The following is an 11,623-nucleotide window of genomic DNA, read 5'->3' on the forward strand; positions in this document are numbered from 1 at the left end:
AACTGGTAATGACTACAATAAGGTTGAATCAACCCATACGCTGAGGGAGCGAATTGATTTGACAATAAAACGATCGTTTGGATCGGGATCAATTGCATTATTTGTTCTCATTTCGGGATTTTTATTTAATTTTAAATTTCAAAACGACTTTATGATAAGCCATTATCTGTTTCATTTGTTCAACTGGGATATATATACGAATGGAGACGAGGGTTTTCACATTCCGTTTATAGCCGCTATCATTTTTTGGTTGCCAACAGTGTTAATTTCAAAAAAATACCCCAATGATTTTGGTACATCTTTGAGTTATAAGGTAGGCGGATTTATGCTGGTTGCAAGCAGTATCGTTTTTACAGTTTTCTTATTGGGGATCCTTGTATAAATTACTAAAGGCTGCCGCGCGGCTGGCCCTCATTCGGCTAACGGATATTGTTTTGAAGGATACGAAAGCGGAATATTGATTCCTTCATAGGAACGTATAGGGAGGGTGGATCATTTGGCAGAAGATCAAGAAATACAGGCGCTAAAGGAGCGGATTATTATACTCGAAACAAAAATTGAAATGTTGGATTCGAAAGAACATGAACGCCCATTTTGGGTAAATGTACTTATTGGCTTTGCAGTTACATTGGGGTTTATCTTGCTTCTTACTTTGATAATCCCAGCTATCTTGCTTAGCTTCAACTAGGGAATCATGATTAATTTGCGGAATATAACATTCTTCTTGAGGGGGCCAGCAAGTAATGGGTTCGAGAATGATGCACCTTATTATTGCTAATCAAATAGCCGACCATTTTTCCATAAGAGATAAACCGGCATTTTTGCTGGGGGGAATTGTACCTGATGCAGTTTCTCCTAAAGAATTATCCCATTTTTTTGCCGGAAGCCATAGTGATTACACAAGGAGTATTGATTATGAAAAATTCATAAATAAATATAGCTCCCATAAGCATGCCAATTATATATTGGGTTATTATACTCATTTAATTGCTGATGATATATGGTTAAAAGGCTTCTTTATACCTTGGTTAAAGAATAGACTTGAGAACGACAAGGACGTTTTGGATCGATATCACAATGACTTCCGTTTGTTAAATGGAAAGTTATTGGACTATTACAACGTTGCAAACAATTTTACCCAGGTGATTGCAAAAGAGGTTGAAATCGTTGAATTAGAAGAAGTCACAGAAAAAGATATAGAAAAATTTCTACCTGAGGTATTTGAAGATATGAATGATGAACAAAGCTCAATTAAAGAGGAGTTGAGTGTGTTTACTTTTGAACAAATCGTTGGTTATATAGAGACTTCAGTTGAGAAGGGTGCTATGCATATTAAACATCTGATCCGATAGAGTTCTTCCGCTGGGCAAAAGAGGTTGACGCACCGGAAATCATCATGTAAGATTATGGCATCGACAAAGGAGGTGGGAGCTATGAATAAAAACCGCATAGATGTTATGCCGCAACTAGCCCCCCTTACGGAACAGATGTGCGTTTAGGATACGCCGTACGCGTGTCCGCTCTATTCTGGCCATGGGCTGATTGCCCGTGGTCTTTTTTATGCTTTCAAATTCAGGTTCTATTAGGAGGCAAAACAGATGTTGAAATTATTCGAGTATAACTGGCAAGTTCGGCAAGACTGGTTCGCTTGGTGCCAAGACGTTTCTGAAGAAGAACTGCTCAAGAAGCGGACAGGCGGGATCGGAAGCATTTTGCACACGTTGTTTCATATCGTGGATGTGGAATTCAGTTGGATATCCGGTCTGCAAATGAAGCCGGAGTTCACGGAGCCATTCGAACCCTATGCCACCCTGCAGAAGGTGACGGAATTATCCGCCAGGTTTCACGAGGAAGTCCGTCCTTTTGTCCTGTCGTGGACCGATGAAATGGATTCGAAGGATTTAACGGAATTAACGCCAAAGGGGGAACCCGTTACCTTCAAATATGGAGAAGTCATGCGGCATGTCATCGCCCATGAAATCCACCATATCGGCCAATTGTCCGTGTGGTCGAGGGAAGCGGGCAAAGTCCCTGTAACGGCTAATCTCATTCGCCGGGGATTGTTTTAAAAAAACCAATAAGCTGATTATCGGAAAGTGCAATTAAACTTTCCCGGCATGATAGTTTTAAAAAGACGAAAAAAGAGCTGGAAAGGCAGCTCCTTTTTCGTCTTTTTTTGGCGATGATTGAGCTAATGAGAGGAGAGTGGTTGAAAAAATCATGATAAAATGTTTGCTTGTCATCATTGTCGATACATAGACTTTTTGATAAAATATTAGTTATTAAGCAAACATTTTTAATAAATGTTTGTTTTTTATTTGACATAGGAATCGGAGGAGAGCAGCTATGAACGATAAAAATATTCAAAGCACGACAGACTGCATCCGGCATACACTACATTTCCAGTTTGAAATCTCATGGAAAATGCTAGAGATTCATCTCGATGGCCTTGAAGATGAAGAGTATCTGTGGCGACCCGCTTCAAAGGGGCTTCATGTTTTTAATGAATCAGGAGTCTGGCGCGCAGATTGGCCGGAATCAGAGGCTTACGATATTGGACCGGCGAGTATAGCTTGGTTAACATGGCATATCATGTTTTGGTGGACAATGGTTCTTGACTATTCCTTTGGAAAAGGAACATTAACGCGTGAGGATGTTAGCTGTCCTGGCAACATCATCGAAACGAGGGAGAGAATCACACACTTGCGTCATGAATGGAAAACTGCAGTGGCCAAGTTGTTGGACGATGAACTTCTTTCTAACGATCGAACAAGATGGCCTTTCACCGATAAGCCATTTCATGCGCTTGCAGGCTGGCTAAATCTTGAACTTATAAAGAATGCTGCTGAAATCGGTTACTGCCGGTTCCTTTATGCCGCTCAAAAGAAATAATTCATGCTGCATATTCATAACCATCCAAAAGACGGCGCAATCCTCCTTTGAGCTCCGTCTGGCACATCCAATACCGCGAAACATGGCCGGATTTTCGGCCGCACATGTCCGAATTTTCCATGGTCAATGGCTGAGGAATCTCATATAATAAATGATATTGATTCTCATTTTCATAAAAGGGTGTGGATTTCAACAATGCTTCGCAACAGAACATGGCCAGGACTTGCACTCGTTTTCATCATGCTCGCCGTGATGCTGACCGCCTGCGGTGGAGGGGACGGAGGGAAGGGTGCCGCAAATTCGCCGTCTCCTGCCGCCTCACCGTCACAGACGCCTTCGGCTTCTCCGGATACGGCTGCCGTCCGCTCCTATACGGACGCGCTCGGACGGACAGTCGATATTCCGGCGAACCCGCAGCGGATCGTTACAACGCAATATTTGCCGGAGCTGCTTGCTGTCGGCGTCAAGCCGATCGGCGCCGTCACCCATCTGCTCACCAGCTTTGCGTCGGTTAAGGATCAGATCGCCGGCATTGAGGATCTCGGTGCCATCAACGAAATGAATCTCGAGAAGACGCTCGAGCTGCAGCCGGATCTGATCATCGCCACGGAATCGAGCGACATCGATATGCTGGACAAGCTCGGCAAAATCGCGCCGACGGTCGTCGTCAAATGGGATGGACGCGATCCGTTTCAGCATTTTCGCGACGTCGCCGATATCGTGGGCAAAAACGACGCGGCAGAGGCGTGGACCCAGGCTTACGAAAAAAAAGCCGAGGACGCCCGCGCGAAGCTGGCCTCCTACGTCAAGCCCGGCGAGACGTTCGGCGTCGTTGTCATCGGCGGCTACGAGAAGGGCCAGCTGCGGGTTTACGGGCCGGGCAATGTCGGCTATACTTTGTTTGACACACTGAAATTTCCGATGACCGATGCGGTCAAGACAGAGTGGGGCAAGGGCAACAACCAGCTCGGCCTCAAGATTTCGCTTGAGAAGCTGCCGGAGTTCGCTTCGGCCGACAGGCTGTTTCTCGTCAAGTTCGACAACGACCCCGATTTCGTGACACAGGTGGAGAACAGCAGTCTGTGGAAGGATCTTCCGGCCGTGAAGAATGGGAAAGTGTACACTGTGGACGATAATATATGGTTTTCGTACGATGTTATGAGCTTCAACGCCCAGCTCGATGACGCGATCAGGCTGCTGGGCAGCTGAGAACGAAGTGAGGGCCAAATGGGCAATCCGGTTCTTCGACGATGTCGAAGAACTTCTTTCTTTTTCCTGGGAGGAATGGTTATGAACGAGCAAATGCGGCCGTCGGCCGCGCGGCTGCCGCTATTTTATGTCTGGTCGGGATCCTGCCGGATCGCGGCGGGCGATCCGCCGGAATTGGTCTGCCGTGAGACCGTAAGTCATGTGTTCGTCACCGCCTATGAAGGTTCCGGCGTCGTGAGGACCGGGCGGGAGAGCTTCGCTGTTGCTGCAGGAACATGCATTATCGTCGGTCCCGGCTCGACGATCCGGCTGGACAGCCCGCATGGCGCTTGGAGCGCGGCGTTCACCTCCTTTGACGCCATCCGTACATACGGAGCGGAGCCTGACCCGGAGCCGCTCCTGCCGACTGGCGAGATCCGGATCGGCTCGTATTCCCGGTTCGCCGAGCTGGCCGGACGGCTGTACGACAATCGGGAGCCGTCCGGCCAACTGGAGGAATACGGGAACCACGCGCTGTTCCAGGAAATGATTCTGATCGCCATGAACGCGGCCTTGGCGGGGACGGAGCCGGATTCCGAACAGGCGGTCCGGCATACGATCGACCAGCTGCGGCGGTCGTATTGGCTCGACCACAGCCATCAGCGGCTAGCTGAGATGGCCGGTCTGTCGCCCCGGCAGTATTCCCGCATTTTTCAGCGAATTACAGGGAAAAGTCCGATTGATTATTTGATCGGGCTGCGGATCGACGAGGCGAAGCGCAAGCTGGTCGACGCCAGGGAACCGCTGCAGGAAATAGCCGGCAGCGTCGGCTTCCGCGATCCGTTCCATTTCAGCCGCAGCTTCAAGCGTCATACGGGATTGTCGCCGAAGCTGTACGCCATTCTGCGGAAGCCGGAGCGCAAGGTCGCGTCCCTCCAATATCTCGGCGAGATGCTGTCGCTCGGCGTAAAGCCTGCCGGCGCTCCCAGCGAGCTGATGGACGGCGGCTATCTGAGAAGCCGGGTGGACGGCATCGAGACGATCGGCGTGTCCGTCGTCACGCCGGACTGGGATAAGCTGCAGCGGTTGAAGCCGGATGTTATCGTCACCTTCGACGGCCATCATTACGCCGACTACGCGAAAATTGCGCCTACACTCGACGTCAAATGGCAATTGCCTTTTCTCGACCGTTTCCGGCTGATCGCCGAGGCGGTCGACAAGCGCCGCGAAGCGGAGTTCTGGATCGCCCGCTATCACCAGCGGGCCAGGGAAATTCGAGAGGAGTTGGCCGCTCATGTCCCGTCCTGCCGGACGGTGTCATTTTTCTGGAGCCAGGGGCTGCCCGATACGTTTCAGGTGTATTACGACATTCAAGTGCTGTACAAAGCGCTGGCCTTTGCCTCTCCGCCGGCTGTGCAGGCCGTACAGCGGCTGACCGACCATCCGTTCAAGTCGGATGTGCCCGTAGCCGACCTTCCGCTTTACGCGGGTGACTATATCTTCATCGTCGTCTCGGACGACGAACGTTCTCAGTGCCGCTTCCTGGAGCTGACGCGCAGCGCGTTATGGCGCAATCTGCCGGCGGTCCGTGACGGACGCGCTTACCGCGTAACCGTGGATTGGGTACGCGAGGATCCGCTATCGCTGATGGGCCAGTTGGAGGATGCCCTCGCGCTGATCAGCCGCCGGGGCGGGTGAGCCGGCTGGAAATGCATGGCTTCATGACCATGACGAACCTGTTAGAACAGGATATAGTATAACAAGGCTGAAAGATTTGTTTGTTGATGAAACCATAGAAAAATAGGGATTGGGCTGAATAAACGGCTGGACGAAGCTGCCAGTATACGATAGTTCAATGCCGAAGGATCCTCGTGACTAACGGGAGTATAACGCAATTTTTCCCCGTTTTCGTCTGCTAATGGGAGTAATCGGTCAGAAGGGCGTGCAAACGGTGAAAAAGATCTTCCTCTCTTTGGTGCTATTACTATTTCTTTGTGCGTGTCAAAATCAATTTAATTCTAAGGGGTGGTTAGATAATCCCGAAAAAAGAAATAGTATGGTGGATAATTTGTTAGATAATTACGATCTTAAAGGAAAGACGGAGGACGAAATTATCAGTTTATTGGGTGAGCCTGAGCAGAAGATAGATCAACCTGTTCCTGCAGTCTAGGACTGAACTGCACCCCGTCAAGTAGACAGTACAAATAATACATTCAATTAAACGGCCTTAGTCCTGTATTGCACCGGGCTGAGGCTTATTTGTTCCCAGATATCCAAGAGCCTGGATAAAAAATCCTCATGAAGTTTTAGGTTTTGAAGTTGTTGCACAAGAATAAGGAGGGGAATTCATATGAATAACCAGGAGTTGCATTTAAGAAAATCGCAAAATCCCAAAAAAATAATCGTGATCGGAGCCACGGGAACCATCGGCAACGCGGTCGCCAATACTCTTGAAGAAAAAAATTATGAAGTTGTTCGTGCATCGCGTAAAGGAGCGGTTCAAGTGGATCTGGAGGACTCAGTTTCCATTGATGCGCTCTTTGCGGAGGTGCACAATGTCGACGCAGTCGTTGTCACAGCTGGAAGCGGCAAATTGACTCCACTTGAATTTCTTTCAGAAGAAGACTTCACGTATGGTATGAAGAGCAAAGTGCTGGGACAGGTTGCTCTCATACGCCGCGCAGTCGATCATTTGCGTGATGGGGGATCCATTACAATCACAAGCGGCAATATGTTCGAGAACCTCATTCCCGGCAGTGCGGTAAGCGCATTTGTGAACAATGGTCTTGAAGGCTTCGTCCGTGCCGCGGCGGCGGAGCTGCCGCGTGGAATTCGATTAAATATCGTCAGCCCAGGCTGGGTAAAGGAATCACTGGCGAGCATGAGCATGGATTTACGGGTGAATCTTGGATTGGAAAATGTAAATGGAACATTTGCGATTGACGTGGCGCAAGCCTATGTTAAGGCACTCGAAGGGACCATGCAGGGGCAGACAATCACCCCGAAGGCCTTTTGATCCTTCATGGACAATTTTATTGAGGTACATGAGAGATAAGGAATCTAAACTTGCGACACTAAGCGCGTCTGCGATCTCCAGCAGTTCATTCAAAATCCTTCAAGAAACGTGACGGATTATCTGCTTAGAAGATACATAATTTAAGGTGATTTTACCCGAACCCTGCCACTTGCATGAATGTAATATAATGAGGATGAAACACGGTTCAAGAACGAATTGAGGAGAGGGTGGGAAAATGAAAATCAAACATCTCAATCTAACCGTTACGAATGTCTCAACTGCTCGGACGTTTCTGGAAACTTATTTTGGCATGACATGCGGGGGCAGCCGAGGAAACAGCTTTGCGGCGTTGTTTGATGACGATGGCTTCGTCCTGACTTTAATGAAAGGGGAAGAAGTCCGTTATCCGAAAACCTTCCATATTGGATTCCCCCAGGAAAATGAAGAACAAGTGAATGCGATCAATCAACGCTTAAAAGAGGATGGCTTTGATGTGAAACCTCCCCAACAAGCACATGGTTATACCTTTTATGTCGAAGCACCAGGAGGATTCACAGTAGAAGTACTCTGCTGATTGAAGGGAATTTTCAATAGGCCCGATAGTGCATTCCGAGGGGCTGCCGCGCGGCAGCCCTTCGCTCAACAGTACGGAGCTTGCGCACTCCATGCTATTATTAAGCTAGCCGTCAGAATCTTCACACAAACAGACAGAAGAGATTAGTCAGGGTCCAACTATAACGACAACAGGAGGTAATAATGAAAATTTTTCTTTATTGTATCTACGCTGGTATATTAGGGGTTATTTCTTTTTTTACTCATGAAATTGTTGCTTTTGTTCTTTTAGGCTTTATTTTAATAGCTCTTAATAATGTTTTGACAGTCCTCAAAGAGATTTCTAATAAGCTTGATAAATAAACAATATACATTATCGTACGACGAAGGGGGTATTGTCCGGCTCGCTCATCAATGAGGTATTGGATGTCACTGTGCCAATCTCAGAGGGGAAGGTATCCGGGCACCAGGTGACATTGGATGGTTGGCATCCTGTTGTATATTAGGACAGGAAAATGGCATGCAACAGCAGGTGGGAGGGAGAAAGATACTTAATTGGCTATTGAGTGATTGGATGGCAATTATCGTGATCATTGTATGGTTAGTGTTTATTTTCGTTATACTGTTTAGTTCTCTGGTATTCAAAAACATGGTTTTAAAAATCATCTCCGCGGCACTCATGCTTACCTTACTGATTTCGATACCCTGTATTGGACACTCGGATTGGAACCGCGAATATAAATTAAAGGCCGGGATCAATAATTTACGCTTAGAAGATATGACAATTTACTCCGATAAGAATGCCGTTAAAGAAATAATTGCCAGCCCACACCCGATACAGATCAATACTTCTAGCGGTTTAAAAATTCAGAATGAAGGAAGTACTCTTTTCTTTACACAAGTTGTTCAAATAGAAGATAAGAGCTACAGCATAAGAATGGCTTGTTATATGTACCCTTTAGCATGGACACCGTATCAAACATGGGAAGTAAATTTAATAAGAAGGGCCTGATTAATTTTCTTATTTATTTGCCTTGACAATTCGACGGGTATCCGATACATTAGTTACATACCAACCGAATGTATGAAAGGAGGAAGGAATCTTGGCAAGAAATAAACACCCTGAAGAAACGATAAATCAGATTCTCAACGTTTCGTTGAGCCTGTTTATGGAAAAAGGTTATGAACAGACCTCTATTCAGGATATTATAAACGGTCTTGGCGGGCTTACGAAGGGTGCCATTTATCACCATTTCAAGTCAAAGGAGGATATCATGTTGGCGGTGATCGAACAGCTCTACAAAGGAGTTGACGATAATTTGATCGCCATCCGGGATGACAAGGCACTTAACGGTCTGGATAAGCTTCGCCGAATCATCCGCGTCTCTTTGAATAATCCCGTCCAACTGGAAATGATGTCCACGGCGCCTAATCTCCTGAACAATCCAAGGATGCTGGCAGCCCAAATGCAAAGCGTAATCGAAGATGCAGTGCCCATTTATATCCAGCCCATCATCGAGCAGGGAATAGCGGATGGCTCCATCCAAACCGACTATCCCAAGGAGCTTAGCGAAACGATCATGCTGCTCAGCAGTCTGTGGCTGACCCCCTTGATTTTTGAAGCTCCAGCCGAGGATATGCTTCGCCGGTGCCGGTTCTTCCAGATAGTATTGCAAGGACTAGGACTTGACCTGCTCGATGAGCAAATGATCGACCGGTATGCGGAGTTTTATCGTTTGTACAGTGAAAAGATATGAAAGCCGGCTGAAGGTTTTAGGCTTAAAATAACTGCCTCTGAGGCAGATTATTTTTTGGCATTATACATACCTTCGGTTGGTATCAAAAAAATACGAGCTAAAAAATGGAGGAATACTTATGAAACAGCAATGGAAAAAAACATTCGCCTTAATCTTCAGCGGTCAGCTCTTCTCGATCCTGACCACATCCATGGTTCAATTCTCGATCATTTGGCATCTGACGGCGACGACCGAGTCTGCGATTGTCCTGATGATCGCCGGGCTTGCCGGATTTTTGCCGCAGGTCATTCTGGGTCCTTTTATCGGTGTGTGGCTTGACCGCTGGAACCGCAAGAAAACCATGATTGCAGCCGATGGGACGATTGCCCTCTTCAGCTTGGCTTTAGGTATCTATTATTACGTGGGCGACCCGAGCCTGGTATTTGTTTATGTCATCCTGTTGATCCGCTCGACCGCTTCATCGTTCCATGCCCCTGCGTTCCAGGCGGCAATACCACTGATGGCTCCGGAAGATCAGCTGACACGGGTGGCAGGCTGGCAGCAAATGATCCAATCTGTCTCGATGATAGCCGGACCTGTCCTCGGCATTGCGGTATACTCGGCCACTTCTCTTGGCATTGTACTGTTTCTGGATGTGTTTGGCGCTTTGATCGCCAATTTGATGCTGTTGCTCACGAAAATCCATCAGCCAAAGGCGGAAGCCACTCCATCAGCCCCTTCCTTCTATAGCGAATTCAAGCTTGGCTGGCAAGCCTTTATTCAGGCAAAACCGATTGTTCTGCTTACCATCGGCACCGCGATTTTCGGTATTGCGTTCATGCCGCTTCCGACCTTGTTTCCCTTGATGACCCTGTCGCATTTCGGACGCGGCGGCTACAACGCGAGTATGGTCGAAGCCTTATTCGGTATCGGAATGATTCTTGGCGCGATCCTGTTATCCATGCTCGGTTCCCGCTTGAAAGACATTGCGTATATTTGCATCAGCCTGGTTGGAATCGGCCTCACCTGCGTAGCGATCGGTGTCATCAGCCAAGAGTCGTTCATCCTGTTCGTCATCCTTTCCTCCGTCATGGGAATGGCGGCCCCATTCTTCAATGGCCCTTATATGGCGATGCTTCAACGAGCATATGAACCTGCCATACTGGGCCGCGTTATCTCTCTGGTGACCAGCGTCACGCTGCTCTCCGCGCCGATCGGGCTCGCTCTGGCAGGACCGATTGTGAACAAATTCGGCATGCAAACGTGGTTCTTCTGGTCAGGCATCGCCACGATATTAACGGGCTTCTTCATGTATGTCCAGTTCAAACGCATGCATGCGAGCGAACGTTTAGACAGCCTGGGCAGCGTAAACCAGTCCCTTTAAGGGGGCTGGTTTTTCCGGTTCATACGATCTGTTTACGTGTTGGAGCTGTCGTTAACACAGGATTTCGCCCGTTGAAAAGGAGTGAGGGCAAGAAAAAAGATTCCTGCCAGCAGGCGGGGGGGATGAAAGAAACTTTCCAGACACTGGTAACGTATAATGGTTGAGTTTAAAGCTGCAGGAACGTCTTTTTAAGTGTTCTGGTGAGGAGATGGTTTCTTGTCAAAAATAATGAAAATCATTTTATCCATCGCTGCGATATTAATCGTTTCACTCGGACTGAAGGACGATACGCAAGGCATTGAAACGGCTGTTCTTTCTTTAAACCAGCCAATGACAAACCTTGTTCGGATTGAACGATTAGAAAATAAAAATGCTATCGCATTTTATGAATGGGGCGCTGCTCCACAAGAGTATTTCGGTATTGCAATGGTAAAGAAAAATCTATTTGGCTGGCATTTTATTGGCGGCTCCACTTCGCAAACTCCAAAGGGATATAAGTTAGGCTGGTCTTATTCAGACTTAAGGGGGGAGTTCTCAAAGTACACGGAGATTAGTTATGGAAAAATTTTCGAATCCGATGTTGAAAGCGTACTTGTTACGACTAACAAAGGAAAGCGATATCCAGCAAAGATTCTTGAATACGATAGCGGCGAAAGGTTATGGTTCTTAATTACAGATGGAGTAGACCTGGCAGGTTCCACTGTAATAGGCCGTTCTGCAAATGGAGAAATAATTGAACAGATTCCAGGCTAAGTGACGAGAATAAATATCTGCTGGAAATTTACGAGAATATGAATGATAACATCGATATGAATGCGGGAACGATTATTGACGGAACGGAAATGATCGATCATG

General features: G+C 47.4%; 15 protein-coding genes. All 15 read left to right on the top strand.

Features of this window, described 5'->3' with window-relative positions:
• The first annotated feature begins 58 nt into the window (after positions 1-58).
• The 15 genes from ACFOLF_RS26385 to ACFOLF_RS26455 all read left to right on the top strand — a co-directional run bounded on the left by ACFOLF_RS26385 (position 59) and on the right by ACFOLF_RS26455 (position 11,521).
• A complete protein-coding gene (locus ACFOLF_RS26385; RefSeq protein ID WP_210044425.1) occupies positions 59-382 on the top strand; it encodes a hypothetical protein in 324 nt (107 codons plus the stop codon).
• A 114-nt stretch (positions 383-496) separates the two neighbouring features.
• Complete coding sequence (locus ACFOLF_RS26390) at positions 497-688, top strand: hypothetical protein (RefSeq protein WP_210044427.1); 192 nt, start codon at positions 497-499, stop codon at positions 686-688.
• Between the two features lie 55 nt (positions 689-743).
• Complete coding sequence (locus ACFOLF_RS26395) at positions 744-1,352, top strand: zinc dependent phospholipase C family protein (RefSeq protein ID WP_210044429.1); 609 nt, start codon at positions 744-746, stop codon at positions 1,350-1,352.
• Positions 1,353-1,598: 246 nt separating this feature from the next.
• Complete coding sequence (locus ACFOLF_RS26400; RefSeq protein ID WP_210044431.1) at positions 1,599-2,069, top strand: DinB family protein; 471 nt, start codon at positions 1,599-1,601, stop codon at positions 2,067-2,069.
• Positions 2,070-2,346: 277 nt separating this feature from the next.
• A complete protein-coding gene (locus ACFOLF_RS26405; RefSeq protein ID WP_210044433.1) occupies positions 2,347-2,892 on the top strand; it encodes a DinB family protein in 546 nt (181 codons plus the stop codon).
• Positions 2,893-3,087: 195 nt separating this feature from the next.
• Positions 3,088-4,101, top strand: a complete 1,014-nt coding sequence (locus ACFOLF_RS26410; protein ID WP_210044435.1) for an ABC transporter substrate-binding protein — start codon at positions 3,088-3,090, stop codon at positions 4,099-4,101.
• Between the two features lie 81 nt (positions 4,102-4,182).
• Positions 4,183-5,778 carry an AraC family transcriptional regulator gene (locus ACFOLF_RS26415; RefSeq protein ID WP_210044437.1) on the top strand — a complete coding sequence of 532 codons (1,596 nt, stop codon included), beginning with the start codon at positions 4,183-4,185 and terminating at the stop codon, positions 5,776-5,778.
• Positions 5,779-6,031: 253 nt separating this feature from the next.
• A complete protein-coding gene (locus tag ACFOLF_RS26420; RefSeq protein WP_210044440.1) occupies positions 6,032-6,250 on the top strand; it encodes a hypothetical protein in 219 nt (72 codons plus the stop codon).
• 180 nt (positions 6,251-6,430) lie between these two features.
• Positions 6,431-7,096: a short chain dehydrogenase gene (locus ACFOLF_RS26425; protein WP_210044442.1), complete on the top strand. Its 666-nt coding sequence runs from the start codon at positions 6,431-6,433 to the stop codon at positions 7,094-7,096.
• A gap of 235 nt (positions 7,097-7,331) precedes the next feature.
• Positions 7,332-7,670 (top strand): VOC family protein, encoded by a 339-nt coding sequence (locus tag ACFOLF_RS26430; RefSeq protein WP_210044444.1) that lies wholly within the window; start codon positions 7,332-7,334, stop codon positions 7,668-7,670.
• Positions 7,671-7,852: 182 nt separating this feature from the next.
• Positions 7,853-8,011, top strand: a complete 159-nt coding sequence (locus ACFOLF_RS26435; RefSeq protein WP_210044446.1) for a hypothetical protein — start codon at positions 7,853-7,855, stop codon at positions 8,009-8,011.
• Positions 8,012-8,168: 157 nt separating this feature from the next.
• Positions 8,169-8,660: a hypothetical protein gene (locus ACFOLF_RS26440; RefSeq protein WP_210044448.1), complete on the top strand. Its 492-nt coding sequence runs from the start codon at positions 8,169-8,171 to the stop codon at positions 8,658-8,660.
• A gap of 91 nt (positions 8,661-8,751) precedes the next feature.
• Positions 8,752-9,405 carry a TetR/AcrR family transcriptional regulator gene (locus tag ACFOLF_RS26445; protein WP_210044450.1) on the top strand — a complete coding sequence of 218 codons (654 nt, stop codon included), beginning with the start codon at positions 8,752-8,754 and terminating at the stop codon, positions 9,403-9,405.
• A 118-nt stretch (positions 9,406-9,523) separates the two neighbouring features.
• Entirely contained in the window at positions 9,524-10,768 is a 1,245-nt protein-coding gene (locus tag ACFOLF_RS26450) for an MFS transporter (protein WP_210044452.1), read from the top strand.
• Between the two features lie 216 nt (positions 10,769-10,984).
• The gene (locus ACFOLF_RS26455; RefSeq protein ID WP_210044461.1) at positions 10,985-11,521 is read left to right on the top strand and encodes a hypothetical protein; all 537 of its coding nucleotides are present in this window, start codon (positions 10,985-10,987) and stop codon (positions 11,519-11,521) included.
• The last annotated feature ends 102 nt before the right edge of the window (positions 11,522-11,623 follow it).

The sequence above is a fragment of the Paenibacillus sepulcri genome (genome assembly GCF_042647105.1).
Taxonomy (GTDB): Bacteria; Bacillota; Bacilli; order Paenibacillales; family Paenibacillaceae; genus Paenibacillus_Z; species Paenibacillus_Z sepulcri.